This is a genomic window from Aureivirga sp. CE67 (assembly GCF_015767245.1).
GTDB lineage: Bacteria > Bacteroidota > Bacteroidia > Flavobacteriales > Flavobacteriaceae > Aureivirga.
Window position 1 is genome coordinate 173,490 of record NZ_JADOTV010000006.1, and the last position, 16,669, is coordinate 190,158.

At 26.6% G+C, this 16,669-nt stretch carries 17 protein-coding genes; 11 read left to right on the top strand and 6 right to left on the bottom strand.

Features of this window, described 5'->3' with window-relative positions:
- Positions 1-271: 271 nt before the first annotated feature.
- Entirely contained in the window at positions 272-715 is a 444-nt protein-coding gene (locus I0K12_RS09950; RefSeq protein WP_196887597.1) for a GNAT family N-acetyltransferase, read from the top strand.
- Between the two features lie 43 nt (positions 716-758).
- Here the strand turns inward: I0K12_RS09950 and I0K12_RS09955 are convergent, their stop codons facing one another.
- The 4 genes from I0K12_RS09955 to I0K12_RS09970 all read right to left on the bottom strand — a co-directional run bounded on the left by I0K12_RS09955 (position 759) and on the right by I0K12_RS09970 (position 4,417).
- Positions 759-1,502, bottom strand: coding sequence for an acyl-[acyl-carrier-protein] thioesterase (locus I0K12_RS09955; RefSeq protein WP_196887598.1), 744 nt, complete (start codon positions 1,500-1,502; stop codon positions 759-761).
- A gap of 35 nt (positions 1,503-1,537) precedes the next feature.
- Positions 1,538-1,927, bottom strand: coding sequence for a hypothetical protein (locus tag I0K12_RS09960; RefSeq protein ID WP_196887599.1), 390 nt, complete (start codon positions 1,925-1,927; stop codon positions 1,538-1,540).
- A 163-nt stretch (positions 1,928-2,090) separates the two neighbouring features.
- On the bottom strand, positions 2,091-3,605 hold the full coding sequence (locus I0K12_RS09965) for a hypothetical protein (protein WP_196887600.1): 1,515 nt from the start codon (positions 3,603-3,605) through the stop codon (positions 2,091-2,093).
- A gap of 119 nt (positions 3,606-3,724) precedes the next feature.
- Positions 3,725-4,417 carry a CPBP family intramembrane glutamic endopeptidase gene (locus I0K12_RS09970; RefSeq protein ID WP_196887601.1) on the bottom strand — a complete coding sequence of 231 codons (693 nt, stop codon included), beginning with the start codon at positions 4,415-4,417 and terminating at the stop codon, positions 3,725-3,727.
- Positions 4,418-4,586: 169 nt separating this feature from the next.
- Here I0K12_RS09970 and I0K12_RS09975 point away from each other — a divergent pair, with 169 nt between their 5' ends.
- The 10 genes from I0K12_RS09975 to I0K12_RS10020 all read left to right on the top strand — a co-directional run bounded on the left by I0K12_RS09975 (position 4,587) and on the right by I0K12_RS10020 (position 14,481).
- Entirely contained in the window at positions 4,587-5,753 is a 1,167-nt protein-coding gene (locus tag I0K12_RS09975) for a class I SAM-dependent RNA methyltransferase (RefSeq protein WP_196887602.1), read from the top strand.
- 144 nt (positions 5,754-5,897) lie between these two features.
- A complete protein-coding gene (locus I0K12_RS09980; protein ID WP_196887603.1) occupies positions 5,898-6,560 on the top strand; it encodes a hypothetical protein in 663 nt (220 codons plus the stop codon).
- 1 nt (position 6,561) lies between these two features.
- Positions 6,562-7,269 carry a hypothetical protein gene (locus tag I0K12_RS09985; protein ID WP_196887605.1) on the top strand — a complete coding sequence of 236 codons (708 nt, stop codon included), beginning with the start codon at positions 6,562-6,564 and terminating at the stop codon, positions 7,267-7,269.
- A gap of 266 nt (positions 7,270-7,535) precedes the next feature.
- On the top strand, positions 7,536-9,587 hold the full coding sequence (locus I0K12_RS09990) for a zinc-dependent metalloprotease (protein ID WP_196887606.1): 2,052 nt from the start codon (positions 7,536-7,538) through the stop codon (positions 9,585-9,587).
- Positions 9,588-9,883: 296 nt separating this feature from the next.
- Positions 9,884-11,329, top strand: a complete 1,446-nt coding sequence (locus I0K12_RS09995) for a DUF2268 domain-containing putative Zn-dependent protease (RefSeq protein WP_196887607.1) — start codon at positions 9,884-9,886, stop codon at positions 11,327-11,329.
- Positions 11,330-11,335: 6 nt separating this feature from the next.
- Entirely contained in the window at positions 11,336-11,782 is a 447-nt protein-coding gene (locus I0K12_RS10000) for a hypothetical protein (RefSeq protein ID WP_196887608.1), read from the top strand.
- Positions 11,783-11,800: 18 nt separating this feature from the next.
- On the top strand, positions 11,801-12,361 hold the full coding sequence (locus I0K12_RS10005; RefSeq protein WP_196887609.1) for a YcxB family protein: 561 nt from the start codon (positions 11,801-11,803) through the stop codon (positions 12,359-12,361).
- A gap of 177 nt (positions 12,362-12,538) precedes the next feature.
- Complete coding sequence (locus I0K12_RS10010) at positions 12,539-13,408, top strand: helix-turn-helix domain-containing protein (RefSeq protein WP_196887610.1); 870 nt, start codon at positions 12,539-12,541, stop codon at positions 13,406-13,408.
- Between the two features lie 68 nt (positions 13,409-13,476).
- Positions 13,477-13,884, top strand: a complete 408-nt coding sequence (locus I0K12_RS10015; RefSeq protein ID WP_196887611.1) for a hypothetical protein — start codon at positions 13,477-13,479, stop codon at positions 13,882-13,884.
- A gap of 99 nt (positions 13,885-13,983) precedes the next feature.
- Entirely contained in the window at positions 13,984-14,481 is a 498-nt protein-coding gene (locus tag I0K12_RS10020) for a phosphoribosyltransferase family protein (RefSeq protein ID WP_196887613.1), read from the top strand.
- Between the two features lie 30 nt (positions 14,482-14,511).
- On the opposite strand, the gene I0K12_RS10025 is transcribed toward I0K12_RS10020, so the two are convergent.
- Together I0K12_RS10025 and I0K12_RS10030 are read right to left on the bottom strand one after the other, a co-directional pair.
- A complete protein-coding gene (locus I0K12_RS10025) occupies positions 14,512-15,330 on the bottom strand; it encodes a sulfite exporter TauE/SafE family protein (RefSeq protein WP_196887615.1) in 819 nt (272 codons plus the stop codon).
- A gap of 147 nt (positions 15,331-15,477) precedes the next feature.
- Complete coding sequence (locus tag I0K12_RS10030) at positions 15,478-16,383, bottom strand: DMT family transporter (RefSeq protein WP_196887617.1); 906 nt, start codon at positions 16,381-16,383, stop codon at positions 15,478-15,480.
- Positions 16,384-16,669: the final 286 nt, after the last annotated feature.

The window sequence follows — 16,669 nt, forward strand, 5'->3', positions numbered from 1 at the left end:
GATTGTAAGTTTTTATCCATTTTTTTATTAGGTTGTTTTGTGGTTTATCGAATATATTTAAAACTTCATGTCTAGTTAAAATGTACTTTATCTCTTTCTTTTTATAAATGATTTTAATTTAAATAACAAAATATTTAAATGTGTATGTAAATATGAAATTTAAATTAAAATGTTTTATAAATATCATATTAATTATATTACTATATTTTTTAAGTTTTATTTCTCTAAATATCACAATTAGTTATTTTTGATAAAACTAAAATCTAAAAAAATGAATTATAGAAATGTAGAAAGTTACGACTTAGAGAAAATTACTGATTTGTTCGATGCTTATCGAGTTTTTTATAGAAAAGAATCAGACAAAGAGTCAGCGAAGAATTTTCTTGAAGAACGAATTAATCAAAAAGATTCGGAAATATTTGTAGCAGAAAATCAAGAAGGAAATTTAGTAGGATTTGTCCAATTATATCCAATATTTTCTTCGACAAGAATGCAAAAACTTTGGTTGTTAAATGATTTGTTTGTGAATCCAGAGTTTAGAGGAAAAGGAATCTCAAAAGGATTGATTGAAACTTCTAAAGAATTAGCAAAAGATTCTGGTGCTTGTGGATTGCTTTTAGAAACAGAAAAATCGAATATTATTGGAAATTCACTTTATCCAAGAACAGGATTTGTTTTAAATGAAGCTTCCAATTTTTATGAGTGGAATATTTAAAAAATAAAAGCTTTTGAGAAAATCAAAAGCTTTTTTTAATGTTTTATTTTTCGTGCGTTATTATTTTTGAAATAAATGCGATTTTAGAAGTTCGTTCATTAAGACCAGAAAAATAAACTTCATCATCTTTAAAATTGTGTAATGTGCTTGAACAAACAATAAAATCACCCAAAAAAGTTTCGCTCATAAAATTGATTTCATATTCAGCAATCGAATGTGTTTTGTGATATTCAAAAGGAATTGTATCCAAAACCCATTGCGAATATTTGATATTATTCACATGTCGATTCATATCCAAATCACTGATTTTTACTTCAATTTTTCTTTGAACATCAATATCTTTAGGAAGTTTTATTTTTTTAGCTTGAAAATCTAACTGAAAATCTGTTCGAGGAGTGAAATAACTTCTCGCTTTGTTCACTTCAATAGGTTTACGATCTTTATCGCCTAAAATCATCCAAGTTGTAGAACATTCTCCGAGTTTCTTGTCGTTTAAATATATTTCAAACTCACGAACTGCATAAAAACCATCAGCAGGAATTGTCCAAGTTTTGATTGTAATTACATCATGCCACTTTGGCCAAATATCCATTTTCAATTTTTGACGAACCAAAACCCAAAAGCATCCCATTTCTTTCATGGTTTCATAACCAAAATCAAGATGATCAGCATGTTCAGAAGCGGTGTCTTGTAGCAGGCCAAGTAAACCGAAAAGCCCTAGTTTTTTATTAGTATTGATATTTACACTTCTAATTTTATAGTCGATTTCAAAAATTGATTTATCCATTTTAATAGTTTTTAATTCTTAAAAATAATAATTAATTAATCATGAATTTTCGAAAGTTCTTCTTTTAGTTCTTTCCTTGATTTTTTATTTAAAGGATATAAACTTATTTTATAAATATTTCCATTTTTAAGATGAATCATTACTTGTTTCTCATTAGGGAATTCAATCAGGTGAATTGCATTTTTATCAAAAGTTCTAGAGTTAAAAATTCCTAGTTTAAAAATAATTTGCTCTTCTGTAATTCGTAAAAAAGGATTGAAAATTTCCCAAATAACGATTAAAATTAAAATTACAGTAATATAAATGCTTGGTGATGCGATTTCTAATCCTTCGGTATATTGATAAATCATCATTCCTCCAAAAAAGATAATTGCAATAATGGATATAATTAATGATAAAGGTTTTCTTTTAAAAGTTTTTTCCATGGAAATAGTTCTTTTTTCTTTTTGTTTTCGCTAAAATAAGAAGTTTTCTCATGGATTTAAAAACTATTCTAAAGTTTCTATTCTAATCAGTATATATTAAAGAATACAAAAAAAACTTAACACTTTTGAAGTATTAAGCTTTTGTTATTGAGTTTTTCAATTATTAGTATTTAATTTTAATAAGCTGAGATTTTTTTCCATTTCGTCCAATTAAAAATATTGCATTGTTTTTCAAATCAATATATCCGTTGTCTACTCTATAGAATACTTTATCTTCTTTTCTGTCGATTAATTTTTTAATCTGGAATTTTGTTTCTTTATCAATTGAAATCTGATATAAATTCGACATTTGTTCTGAAGGATTTGTAGTTCTTACAGTTCCTGAAAATTCTTTTCTTAATTTATCAGAACTATTGATTAGAAAATAGAACTCGTCTCCAATAGGAATTCCTGTGAAAGAACTATTTCTTATTCCTGACTGTACTTTATTAATTACTTTAGCCCAAACAAGTTTACCTTTACCATCTACTTTAATTGTAATAATATCTTCCAGAATTGGTTGTGATCCATTTTGAAATTTTTGAATATAATTTTCTTCAGCATTCATGATTAAAGAACCGTCAGGAAGAAAAAATGCTTGCCTAAAAGTAATATTCTTAATGCCTCTTTTCTTTGTTTGATTTTTTAAAGTATTATTATTTCCAAACTTTTCTGTCATGAAAGAATCTGAAAATTCGTTTTGGAAATCTTTAATGATTTTGAAAGAATCTATATCAATATCTGAACTATAAACTCCATTATATTTATAAGATTTATTTTTCCCATAAAAACCATAACATTTTAATTTCCCATTATACAATGACATAGAAAGGTATGCGATATTGATATCTGGTTTTTTGAATTTTAGAACCTGTTTACTGTTTTTAGTAATTTTCTGAATTTCAAAATGATAATTGATCTCTTTATTCTTTTTGTCAGTACGAGCATTGTTTTCAAATGATTTTCCTAAGAAATATAAAGTTCCATCATTATCATCGATAGTAATATCTTGTAATTGAAATAATTTATCTTTTAAATCAACTTCAAATTTCTTTTCATATAATTGATTAAATTTTTTATCAAAAACATAAATCTGATGTGTTTCTCTTTTGTTATTTTTTACATCAAAACTAAGTGCAAAATAATTTCCTTGGTTTGAAGCAATAAATTTTCCATAAGTATCTTTGTCATTTTCCCAATTTAAAAATGTATCCTCAGATTCAAATATATTATTAGGAATCGAAACTAAATTTCTATATTCAAAACTCATTTCATTAAGCTCATCTGATGCTAAATTTATTTCAAGAGATTTTGTTTTTGAATTATATTTTCTTTCAATTAAATTTAAATTTCCGTTTTCAAGATAAGCGTAGATAATTTTGTTTTTTGTTTCATAATCTACTTCAAAAATTAATTCTAAGTTTTCATTAAAATGTTGGATATAATATCCTCCATTCACACCAATTGTTGGATAATAGGAGCGAATCAAAACGATACTTTTATCATCATTTTCAAGAACAAACGATAAATTTGTGTTCTTTTTCTTGTCTTTAAAAATTTCACTTTTTGTAATTGTAGGTACTTGTCCAAATGCAAACAAGCCAATAAATAGTAATAATAGCGCAAATTTTTGTTTCATCATTTTCATTTTTGTTAATTAAATAGCGATTTATTCTTTCAAATAATTTTGAAAGCGAAAATATATCTTTTTAATTAAAGTTAAATAATGAGAAGATGATTTATTTTGAAAAAAACAATTTAAACTCTATCCATCATAGAAATTGTATTCAAAATACAGTGAGCAATAATAAGTGGCCAAAGATTTCTTCCAAATTTGATATAAGCAATTCCCATGATTAAACCAATAATTGCAACCGTAATTGATCTTTCAGAAATATCATAAGAATGACGAAAACCAAAAATAAGCGCTTGAAGAATAACGGCTAATATACTAGCAAAATGTTTTTGAGAAAAAACTTTTTCAATCCAATTAATCATAAAACCTCTGTCTAATAATTCTTCTAGGAAAGATTCAATCAACACAAGAGGAATAATAGAAAAGAAAAGTGGCCAATTATCTTTTAAGTTTGCAAATTTAGATCCTGAATTTTCTACTGAATTATCTTCAGGAAACCAATTAAAAGTGTCGATAAGAATATTAAATATCACAAGAGAAGCTATGATGCAAATCAGAATTCCGGCTGTAATAAGAATAGTTTTCAAAAGATTTTTTGGCATTGTTAAACCTAAATCTTTAAAAGATACTTTTCTAACTCGCATTCTCCAGATAGCAATAATAAGTGTAGAAGTTGACCAAAAAAGCCCATTCCATATAAAACTCAATTTTTCAAAATAGATTTCTCTAATAAGAAACATTACTGAAATATAGATTATTAAATCTAGAACAAAACCATAATGAATTACAGAATTGGAACTTTGTTTTAAGGACATATCTTTTCTTTTTTTGTTAAAGCTACATATTTTTTAAAAATAATAAAGTTCTAAGTATAAAACTCTTATTCAAAAATGTAAAAAGAAAATTAAAAAATCAGAATAGAAAAGAAAAATATGGTTGATAAAAATGGAAATATTGTACTTTTGCAATATTAATTCAATATAAATGGATAAGAATTTTAAGATGGTTGCTACAACCATGCAAGGATTAGAGGAAGTATTGGCTACAGAGCTGAGAAATTTAGGAGCGCAAGATGTTAGAGTAGGAGTTAGAAATGTGTCGTTTTTTGGAGATAAAGGTTTTATGTATAAAGCAAATATTGCTTTGCGTACGGCTATCCGAATTTTAAAACCAATTAAAAGGTTTAAAGTACACGATGAAGAAGATTTATATGAAGGGCTTCAGAAAATTAAATGGGAACATTATTTAGATACTCATAATACTTTTGCGATTAATGCTGTTGTAAATTCTAAATTCTTTACATCTAATTCGCATTATATTTCTTTAAAATCAAAAGATGCGATTGCAGATTATTTTAGACTTAAATATAGTAAACGTCCGAATATTGATGTTAAACATCCAGATTTGAGAATTCATGTACATATTCAAAAAGATTTTTGTACAGTTTCTCTTGATTCTTCTGGAGATTCATTACATAAAAGAGGATATAGAAGTGCTACGAATATTGCACCAATTAATGAAGTATTGGCAGCAGGTTTGGTTTTATTAGCAGGTTATAAAGGAGAAACAAATTTCATTGACCCGATGTGTGGTTCTGGTACTATTTTGATTGAAGCTGCGATGATTGCAAACAATATTCCAGCTAATATTAATAGAAAAGAATTTGGTTTTGAGAAATGGGCAGATTTTGATGAAGATTTATTTTTCATTATTCAAGATTCTCTTTTAAAGAAGATTAAAAGTTGTAGACATAAAATAATGGGATTTGATAAGGCTCCTTCTGCCGTATACAAAGCAAAAGATAATATCAAAAATGCCAATTTAGAAGAGTTTATTGGAGTACATCATGTAAACTTCTTTAATTCTACCAAAGATCTTGGAGGTCCAACGATGATGTTGTTTAATCCTCCTTATGGAGAAAGATTAAATATTGATGTAAAAGAATTCTACAAACAAATTGGAGATACTTTAAAACATCAATATCCTGATACGCAAGTTTGGTTCATTACTTCAGACTTAGATGCGCTGAAAAATGTAGGACTTAGAACTTCAAAACGTATTGCAATTAAGAATGGAGATTTAGATTGTAGGTTTGTACGTTATGATATGTATGCTGGAAGTAAAAAAGCTAAAAAGAATAATTTCGACTAAATAGTTGATTTAAAATATTATAATTGTTTAAAGTGCTTGTTTTTTGAAATCAAGCACTTTTTTTATAAAAAAACTTCTATTATTTTTATTTAGAATAAATAAAAATAAATATTTTTGCAGCCAATTTATAAAAATATAAGAGACATGATAAAAAAATACTATTTACTAATGTTTTCAATTTTATTATTGATTGCATCTTGTTCTAAAGCAGATTTAGATATTGTTTATGGAGAAAATGAAAACGTAAATGTTATCGATGATAAGAATCCAAATGATTCAGATGGTGACAATTCAAATGATGGAGACGATTCAGATAATACTGATGGAAATGATAATTCGGATGGGGATGATAATGATAACACGGACGGAGATAATACAGACAATACAGACGGAGATGACAATTCTGAAAATAGTTTAGTAGGAGTTTGGAAAGGTGTTATGAACTGTAAGCCTTGTGGAAATGGAAATGCATCTTATACTTATACTTTAGATATTTTCACGGATGAGAATAATGAAATTACAGGTACTTTACACTTAAAAGATATAGATTTTAATACAGAAACAGGATATTATAGTATTTCTGGTGCTTATGATTCGGATATGAAATTAGTGATTGATCAAACTATTTTATTAGAAGAAAATGGAGACAATGGAAGTTATTGTTTAGATAATGTTTATCATTTACAAATTTCTGATGACAAGACGGAAATGGATGGACATTGGATTAGTTCTGAAAGCTGTTCTCAGTTTTGGTTGTTTAATACGATAGAAGACACGTTTGATATTCACATTGAAAAAGAAGATTAATATGAAAATTGTAAAGAATATTTTAAGTATAATTGTATTATTAATTACTTTTTCTGGGAAAGCACAAACAGATAAATCTATTATTGTAGGTTATGATATTGGGAGTTTTAATTCAAGTATTGATCATTCTGGGGATTATTTTAAAGTAGATCAGAATAATTTTCAATCAAAATTTAATATTGGATTTCAATTAAAAACAAAATCAAATACTATTTACTTTTTAGAGTATGGTCAGATTTACCAAAGATTTAGTGTAGACGGAACAACTTCGGAAAGTAGATTTAAATTAGATCAGAATAAATTTATTCCTTCAACAAGAATTGGTATCGGAAAAGACATTTCTATTTTTAAAAAATCTAGAAAACAATGGTTTGTTTATTTAGGTGTCGGAATTCAAGCAGAATTTCATAGCACAGATAAATTGACTAATAGATCAGGAAGTGATAATGATTATGTTGAATTAACTACAGAATTACAAGATCCAATAGTGATTGGATTTCAGCCAGAAATAGCTTTAAAAAGTAGCATGACGAAAGAAAAATCTTATTGGAAACTAGGTGTGCGATATAATTTGCCTTTTACAGAAACTGTTTCAGAAGGTAGTTTTTCACATTATTTAGATAAAGAATTGGTCAAAAATCAAAAGTTTGATATTAGTGGAAAATATCTTTCTATTTTCTTTCAATTAGATTTTAATCTTTTTAAATAAAAAAACAAATTTAGAATCCTCTTAATCGTATTTTTAAAGTTAAGAGGATTCTTTCATGCTATGAAACCTTTTGAAAATCTGTGTTTATGATAACGGTTTTATTAAAAGTGTCTTTGTTTTAAAAATATATTATTTTTAAGATTAAAACGTTTTTAAAATATTCTATTTAATTTAGTTGTTAAAAAAGTATTTATATGTGATAAGTTTCTATTAGGATTTGTGAATTAATCAATATAGTTTTAACGAAACTTTAACAATCACATAATATGAAACTAAAATTACTTTTACTCTTCGTGCTTTTTTGTACGTCATTATCTGCGCAAAAGTCCCCTCAGGCTTGTAGAGCTTCAGAAGTAAATAATAAACTATTCGAGGAAAGAACCCCTTCTTTTGTAGAACATCACAAGTTTAACGATTATTCAAGAACTTACCAAAGAAATACAAATAATAGTACTTACATTATCCCTGTTGTTTTTCATGTTTTTGGAGATGTTCAAAGTGGAAAAACTGTTACTTATGATAAAATTGTTACGCTTGTTGAAAAATTAAATGATGATTTTAATGGGTTAAATCCAGATTTTGATACAGTAGACGGAGCATTTTCTTCCATAAAGTCTACATTGGATATTCAGTTCAGATTAGCAACTATAGATCCTAACGGAGGATGTACTACGGGAGTTGTTTTTCATAATGTTGAAAGTGGATTTGGAAATGGTTCAGGATATGATTCTACAATTCAACAATACGCATGGGACAATTATAAATACATGAATGTTTATATTCAAAATGATCTTTATAATGATGGAGATTTATATAATTCAGGTGTAGCTTGGTATCCGGATACATGGATGTCAGACAATGATTTGGCTAGAGTGGTGTATAATGGATCTTATATTCATGGAAATACAAATGCTGAATTTGCTTCAACAATGACTCATGAATTTGGACATTGGTTAAATCTAATTCATACTTTTGAAGGAGGATGTAATGGAACGGATGAGGTTGCTGATACGCCTAGCGAAAATGGAAGTCATGATTTAGATTGTTCACCAGGATATAATTGTAATGGAAGCTATGTAAACATTGAAAATTACATGGGATATAATGGTTCGGACGGATGTTATAAAATGTTTACAGCAGGGCAAGTTGCTAGAATGGAAGCAGCTTTAAATCATCCAGCAAGACAACCACTTTGGCAAGAATCAAATCTGATTGCCACTGGTGTTTATGAAGAACCAGGTTCTTTAGCTTTAATAACTAGTAATAAAGAAGAAGTTTATGAGGATGATTTAAATAATGGATCTTTTTCTCAAACTGTAGAGGTAAATATTATTGGAGGAAACTTTGCAAATTCAAGTGGAACTTTAACGGAAGGTACTGATTATACTGTTGATATCGCAAATGGATTAAATGTTGAGGTAACTTTAAACTCAAATTCATCTGCAACAATTTCTATTACAGGACAAGCAGCTTATCATGATGTTTCAAATAATTCTGTTTTTTCTATTGAATTAAAAGATAATGCACTTTCAGGAGGAACTTCAAGTTTTTCTTGTAATACTCTTGCTTATGAGTTAAAATATTATGCTCCTTATGAAGTAGTTTATGTAGATATAGATGATATCGAAATTTCACCTTCTTTTGTTTGGCAATGGTTTGGTATTGAAGTAGGAGATGACAATGCTTATGGAGCTTTCTTAGATGCGAATTCAAATAGTGAATTAAAAATAGAAACTTATACAAAACCTTTAATTTGTGAAGGAAATACTTTAAATATTACTTATTTAGAAGAGGATGAACCAGTAGATGCTACAAGGAATTTTGTAGATGGAGGTGATTATCCAGATCTTCATAATCTTAGAAGTCAAAGTTATACAACTTGGGATGGAAAAGAAGGTTATGTTGGTTTTGAATACAAAATTAATGGAAGAACATGTTATGGATGGTTTAAATTAAGTGTTTCTGAAAATGGAGATTCTTATACTTTAAAAGAATATGCTTACAATACTGCACCAAATCAAACGATTTATACTGGATATAATAATTCTAATGTTGGAATTGAAGAAAATCCGATGGCGAATTTTCATATTTACCCAAATCCAGCGAAAGAAACTTTAAATCTAACAATAGGTTCGGATTATAAAAACTTAGAATTTTACATTACAGATATGAATGGAAAAATCTTAAAGAAATTTAAAAATGTAAAAAACAATTCATATATTTCTCTGGAAATAAATGATTTAGACTCTGGATTATATAATGTCACTATAATTAAAGATGGAGGAATTATCTTTTCGGATAAATTCTTAAAGAAATAAATTTCGTATAACATTAAATTTAAATTTCTTCGTGTATAGAGGCTGGTTTTACTTATTAAAGTGAACCAGTCTCTTTTTTTGTAAAAGATGTATTTCTCAAATAATATTTTAGATGATAATTCGGAAATATAAGGATATTGAACAGAAGATATAATCAATTAGAATCTGATTTGGATGAAATAGGAGTTTTATTTAAGAAATAACTACTAATGAAAAAGGAATTTTTATCAGTACATGATTGAAAATTCCTTTTTTTATTTTAAAATTGTATCGACAAAATATTTCAAAAAAAACATATGAAAAAGATAGTAGCAATTATAGTACTTCTTACTATAGTTTCTTGTAATGAAACTACGAAAAAGAAAAAAGAATCTGTAAAAGATAAATCAGAATTAAAAATATATAATGTTTCTCAAGCACAATTAAAATTTGCAAATCAATATAAAAATGATTCAGAAGCAATAAGAAATAAAATTTTTATCGATTCTATTTTTAAGCCTTATCAATATTTTATTGAGGGTTATATGGGGAAAGAAAAAGATTTTACGGATTGGATGAATAATCAAATTATCCCAAATTTAGATCATTATAATAAGTTAGCTGAAAAAGTGAATTTGTCTAGAATAAAGAGCTCTTTTGATGAAAAAGCGAATGAAATAGCTGCTTTTACTGGTTTGATTCCAAAAGGAGATTGGTTTTTTATATATGGACCTTCTTGGGTTGATATGGGTGGGTTTTCTGATAATAAAACAATGCTTGTAGATTTGGCTCATGAACAAATGAATGATTTAAATACGATCACATCTACTTTTCCACACGAATTTAATCATCAGATTTATGGAAATACATTGAATTTTGATAAAAAAACACCAATTATAAATAGAATAATTGATGAAGGTTTTGCAGTTTATGTTTCTCATAAAATTCATGCAGGTAAAAAGTCAATAGCTGAAGAATTAAATTACACAGAAGAAGAATACAAAGTTTGTGAGCAAAATAAAGATGAGTTAATTTCTTTTATAAAGGATATTTATTTAAAAAATGATGAGAATTTGGCTGAAGATTTTGCAGATAGAGGAGTTAAATTAAATGAGAAATTTCCTGGAGCAATTGGTTATTTTATCGGTTTAAAAATTGTTGAAGAATATGTGAAATTAAATGGACCTGATTCTTGGAAAGATATATATTTTTTAAAACCAGCAGAAGTTTTGGAGAAAAGTAAAGTTTTTGAAAAAATAAAATTAAACCAGAATAAAGTTTTAAAAGGAACAATTTTAGAAAAATTAGCTGAAGAAGAATTTGTTATAAAAAATAAAGATTCTTTAGAGTTTAATCTGCCATTTAATCTACATAGTTTAGATTGTGGTGCTCCAGATTGTTATACTTCAACAGTTTTTTTTAAGATTAAAATTTCTGATTCATTAGTTTTTCCTAAAGAATTTCCTTTTTCTTTTCAAGAATCTGGATGTCACGTTAAGGATTCGACTCAAATTAAGAGTGTTTTTAGGAAGGTTGAAGAAACTAATGATTTTGTGAATTATTATTCTAAAAAAAGGAAAAGTAATTTAATCATAGGGAGAGCGGGAGAACTTTATTATATTTTGAGTTCCGATTCAAATAATGTGAAAATTCAGAATTTGGAAAAACAATTTGATCATGCTGAGCAAGAAAATTCTAAAACTGAGATTTATAAAAATTTTATTATGAATAGAAATTTCTTAATGTCAAATGCTGAAAATTAAATTCAAATGGAAGAAGATGAAATAAATGTTTTAACAGAGGCTCAAATAGAGATATTGAAACATATTTATATTTCTGATAATCAATTTATAAATGAAAAAGATTTTTTAAATCAAAAAGAAGATTTAGAAATTCTTGAGGAATATGACTTTATAGAGAAAGAAGACTCAAAATATTTTTTGACAACAGAAGCATATGATTTTTTGGAATCTTCAAAACAAGATAATTTTAAACCAAAAACTACACGAAATTATTGGGTTCCGATTGTCATCTTGATTTTGATTAAAGTTATTTTTATAACAACTAGATTAAATAATGATGTTGAAATTCCTAAAGAAGTTTTAAATAACATGAAAATTCAAGTCGAAAAATTATCCGATTCTATTATGAGAGTTCAAAATGATTCTGTATTTCGACGAAAAGAAAACGATACTATAACTAATTTTAAAAATTAAGCTAAATAAAGAATAAAAATGAAATTACAATATACATTAGAAAAAGAAGATTATGAAAATAAGACGATGTTTGAATGTGCAAACTCTGAACAGTTTAAAAAACAATTGACAGGTGTTCAATGGAGAGTGCCTGTAATAATGGGATTATTAAGTTTGTATTATTTACTTTATCAAGAGATTTTAATTATTGCAATTATTTTTTTCATTTTAGCTGTGCTTTGGTATACTTTTTCTCCAAGATTTTTCATTAATAAGGCTAAGAAAATCAATATTAAATATTCAAAAGAAAAATATCATGAACTATTTGGTAAAGAATTTATTTTAGAGATAAAAGATGATTCAATATCTATAGAAAATGGTTTAGAAAAAATTGAATTTGGGTTTGAGACTATTAAAAAAGCAACAAGAACTGATGAGGCAATTTTTATTCAAAACTCTTCAAATGAATTTTATATAATACCAATTAACAAGATTACTGAAGAAGAATGTAAAGATTTATTGAATGTTTTATCTGAAAAGATTCAAGATGGAATTCATATACAATTGGGATGGAAGTTTGATAATAAATATTTGAAGTAAAAAATCAGGCTTATCAAATTGGTATATTTTATTTCTAAAAAGGTATTTACGAGAAAAAATGAATCAAATACTTTTGCTCAAATATTAAATGAAAGTCTAAGATTTTGCTAACATAGTAATTTATAATTGGAATTCGTTTTGAAAAGAATTAACTTCTTTAAATATTAAAATTGGAAGATGAAACATGTAGAATTTGATAAAACAGTTTGTGGAGTTGATTTTTTGTTGAATGTAATTGATTTTCAATCAGGATGTGCTTTTGAGTTTGAAACAGAAACACAATCTGCAGATTTTTTTCAAGTATATTTTATCAAAAAAGGAAATGGTTTTTTAAAACTAAATGATCAGAAAATAGAGTTAGAGTCAAATTCTTTAGTTTTTATTTCAAAATACCAACATCATTCTTGGCATATTGATCCTACAACTTTTGAAGGGCAACTTTTAGTTTTTCAAGATGATTTTTTGAATGAGTTTTTTTCGGATCAATATTTTGTTTTTCGACTGCTATATTTTTATCAAACAGAATATTCTTTGAAGTTAAATATTGAAGAGGTTTATTTAGAAGATTGTTTGTCAAAACTGAAAGAAATCAAGCAAGAATTAGTTTACCCAAAAAGTGATAGTGTACATTTGATTCGTTCTTTGTTATACTATATTTTGATTTCAATTAATCGTCATTATTCAAATACAAACCACATAAAAGAAGCTATTTCTTTGGATAATACAGCATATCAATTTCGAAAATTGGTAGAGAAAAATATCCAAACAATGCAGCGAGTTGAAGATTATACTTTAAAAATGAAAATAAGTAGAATTACTTTGAATAAAGCTGTGAAAAATCAATTCAATGTTACGACAACAGATTTTATCAAAGCAAGATTGTTATTTGAAATAAAAATGAAATTGATTCATTCTACTTTGACTGTTGCAGAAATTGCAGATATATATCATTTCTCGGAAGCAAATCATCTTTCTCGATTTTTTAAACAAAAAACAGGAATTTCACCTTTAGAATATCGATCAGATTATCAAAATGGTATTAATTAGTTAAAATTTGGTAGTAGTTTATTTTGTTGAAAATAGGACCTTTGTGTAAGTTATTTAAACAAAAAAACATGAAGACTACAGATAAAACTCATACAAAAGAAGCAATTCGCAAAGCGATGGAACATTTGATTGATCGAGCAACAAATTTTGATGTTGAAGCTTTAGAAACTATTTATCATAAAAATTTTCATACAACTTTAGTCTTACCTGATGGAAAAGTAGAAACTTTTAATAAAAAAGAATTTAAAGAACATTTTGCGAAACAAGCTCAAGAAGGAAAAACACAATTAAATACTTGGGCTGATTGGCATGATTTTCATATTATCGGAGATTCTGCAGTTTGTGTTTTGAGTAGAAAACATAGTGGGATGAATGGAGAAGAAATGAAACTTTTATGTAATATAGAGTTGAAATTTGAAGATAATCGTTGGCAAGTAATTCGTGAAGCAATTTTCTTAAGACCATTGAACGAATAATTATAAAAATCTTTTATTTTTTTGAATATTGATAATACTTCAAGCTCCATTAACCAGAAATTGTTTGTTATATTTGAAACATCAAAACGCACAACAAATATGGAAAGTTCAATTATTTTAACAAACGAACAAATTGTACATAAAATTCAAAGAATTGCTTACCAGATTTTAGAATCGAATAGTAATGAAAATGAAATAGTTATTGCTGGAATCAATGGAAATGGATTTGTTATAGCAAATAAAATAGCAAAAGTTTTAGAAAATATTTCGGATGTAAAGGTTTTATTATGTGAAGTAAAAATTGATAAAAAACATCCTTTGGAAGCTATTGATACAAGTTTGACAAAAGAAGAATATCAAAATAAAGCTTTAGTTTTAGTAGATGATGTATTGAATTCTGGAACCACTTTAATGTATAGTGTGAAACATTTTTTAGATGTTCCATTGAAAAAATTCAAAACTGCTGTTTTAGTAAACAGAAATCATAAGAAATATCCTGTAAAAGCTGATTTTAAAGGAATTTCACTTTCAACATCTTTTCATGAAAGAGTAGATGTAATAGTGGAAGGAGAAGAGATAAAAGCTTATTTAAAATAAAAATTTAAACCCTGTTTTTTCAGGGTTTTTTTATGCTTTTAAATATTTTAGTGTCATTAAAATAAAAACCACAACTATAAATAAAAAATAAAAAACAGTCTGAAATTTCTCTGATAATTTATTAGCTAATTTTACACCAATTGGTACTCCAACAAAACTTCCTAAAAGTAAAAAAAGAAAAGCTGGCCAGTAAATATATCCTGTACTGAATTTTGCAATTGGTTCGCTCAATTGATTTATAAACATATAATTGATTGTTGCAAAAAAAGCAATTATGACATTGAAAGAAACGGCTAGGGCAGAAGCTTCTTTCATTTTAAATCCTTGATGCTTATAAAATGGAACCATTACTAGACTAGACCCTCCGCCAACACATGCTGAAATGATTCCTGTGATGATTTCATAAAATGTTTTTTTCCGCCAAGAAACTTTTAAATGTTCAGAATTCTTTGTTTCTTTTTTCTGGATAAATTCGGATCTTAAAAATCGGATAATAATAAAGAAAACAAAGAAAAGATAAAATAATAATAGCTTTTTTGAATCTAATTTCATTGCAATATAAGTTCCTGCAAAAGTTCCAAGAATGATAAATAAAATACTGCTTTTAAAAATATCCCAACGAATATTTCCAGAGGAATGATGGGATTTCATCGAAAGAATACTATTTACAAACATTATTGCTAGAGATGTTGCAATTGCTACATGTGTAATCTCGTTTTTCTCAATACTAAGTAGGGGTAAAGCTATCAAAAGTGTAGGTACAGTGGTCAAACTTCCTCCAAGTCCGAAGAGACTTGTAAGTAGCCCAGAAAATACCCCTCCAATAATCAAAATAATATATTCATACATAAATACTTAGCTTTTATTTCGTAAAAATGTTAAAAAAATATGAATAAATAGTTGCATATTAATATTTGCTGTCTTATATTTGAACTATTATTAGATGTGTACTAATAATGACTTTTTCTTTTTCATAGCAATTTTTCCCACTCAATCTTAGAGTGGGTTTTTTTTATCCTTAAATTTCCAATTGCTTAAAATAATTCCGCCAATCAAAATTACACCTCCCAAAAACTCAGTAAGCCCAAATGGACTTAGTTCTATTTTTTCTGTTCCAATTAAATTGTATAGATAAACTAGAATTACTGTTATAAAAGGGTTTGCAGATAGAATTACACTTACTTTATTTGCATCTATATATTGGAATGCTTTTAAGATTAAAGTAAAAGTGTAAAGTGTAATGATTCCTGTGATTGCTACTAATATCCAAGTTTCGATTTCAAAAATTGAATAACCTTGAAAATTAACCATGGGAGTCAACATGATGGTTACAAAAAGAAAAGTGAAAAAATTAAGATTACAAGGTGGAATTTCTTTACTTATTAATATTTTTTGAATTAATAAATAACCAGCCCAGCATAATTGCGCAATTACTAAATATAATAAACCAATATTAAGAGTTTCTTCTGAAAATTCATTAAATGTTCTATAGAAATACATTCCTAAACCAAGAAGCACAATAAGTAAACCAAATTTTTGGTTCCATTTAAAAGCTTCTCTTAAGAATAATACTCCTCCAATAATTACAAAAAGATCTCCGGATAAACTAGTAACAGAGACGATATCGGGAAAAAGATAAAATAAAGATTTGTAGAAAAAATAAACATTTCCTAGCTTGAGAATACTGGAGAGAATAATCCAATATTTATTTTTTTTAAGCTTTGGCCATCGAAACTTGATTTTCTGAGCCATAATCAAAAAACCAACCAACGCTATAAAATATTGTAACCAAAGGATATTAAATATATTAATATCTTCAAGACCAATATTTGCTACAATAATTTCAAGACATATTAGAAATACTGCCAATGAAGCTAATCCAACACCTAATAATTTCTTCATCTAAACTATATTTAAAATTAGATATTCTAATCATACTTTCTAAGTTAGAAAAAATCAAGTTTGGATTTACTTAGCAAAATGCTAAAAAATGGAAGAAAAAAGAATTTGTTTTTAAGGATTTTTGAAAGATATGTTCTATTTATAGTAATAATTTGTTAATACTCTGATAAAATGACTATTCAGTGATTTATTAACTTTGAAAATGAAGTTAAACTTCAAAGGTTTGTAAAAAGATTAATATTATTTTAGTTGCGTTGTGTTAAAAAAATAACCGAGATGTCTCGGT

Coding starts and splice junctions, on each gene's coding strand:
- I0K12_RS09950 (WP_196887597.1), top strand. CDS start 272: ATGAATTATAGAAATGTAGAAAGTTACGACTTAGAGAAAATTACTGAT.
- I0K12_RS09955 (WP_196887598.1), bottom strand. CDS start 1,502: ATGGATAAATCAATTTTTGAAATCGACTATAAAATTAGAAGTGTAAAT.
- I0K12_RS09960 (WP_196887599.1), bottom strand. CDS start 1,927: ATGGAAAAAACTTTTAAAAGAAAACCTTTATCATTAATTATATCCATT.
- I0K12_RS09965 (WP_196887600.1), bottom strand. CDS start 3,605: ATGAAACAAAAATTTGCGCTATTATTACTATTTATTGGCTTGTTTGCA.
- I0K12_RS09970 (WP_196887601.1), bottom strand. CDS start 4,417: ATGTCCTTAAAACAAAGTTCCAATTCTGTAATTCATTATGGTTTTGTT.
- I0K12_RS09975 (WP_196887602.1), top strand. CDS start 4,587: ATGGATAAGAATTTTAAGATGGTTGCTACAACCATGCAAGGATTAGAG.
- I0K12_RS09980 (WP_196887603.1), top strand. CDS start 5,898: ATGATAAAAAAATACTATTTACTAATGTTTTCAATTTTATTATTGATT.
- I0K12_RS09985 (WP_196887605.1), top strand. CDS start 6,562: ATGAAAATTGTAAAGAATATTTTAAGTATAATTGTATTATTAATTACT.
- I0K12_RS09990 (WP_196887606.1), top strand. CDS start 7,536: ATGAAACTAAAATTACTTTTACTCTTCGTGCTTTTTTGTACGTCATTA.
- I0K12_RS09995 (WP_196887607.1), top strand. CDS start 9,884: ATGAAAAAGATAGTAGCAATTATAGTACTTCTTACTATAGTTTCTTGT.
- I0K12_RS10000 (WP_196887608.1), top strand. CDS start 11,336: ATGGAAGAAGATGAAATAAATGTTTTAACAGAGGCTCAAATAGAGATA.
- I0K12_RS10005 (WP_196887609.1), top strand. CDS start 11,801: ATGAAATTACAATATACATTAGAAAAAGAAGATTATGAAAATAAGACG.
- I0K12_RS10010 (WP_196887610.1), top strand. CDS start 12,539: ATGAAACATGTAGAATTTGATAAAACAGTTTGTGGAGTTGATTTTTTG.
- I0K12_RS10015 (WP_196887611.1), top strand. CDS start 13,477: ATGAAGACTACAGATAAAACTCATACAAAAGAAGCAATTCGCAAAGCG.
- I0K12_RS10020 (WP_196887613.1), top strand. CDS start 13,984: ATGGAAAGTTCAATTATTTTAACAAACGAACAAATTGTACATAAAATT.
- I0K12_RS10025 (WP_196887615.1), bottom strand. CDS start 15,330: ATGTATGAATATATTATTTTGATTATTGGAGGGGTATTTTCTGGGCTA.
- I0K12_RS10030 (WP_196887617.1), bottom strand. CDS start 16,383: ATGAAGAAATTATTAGGTGTTGGATTAGCTTCATTGGCAGTATTTCTA.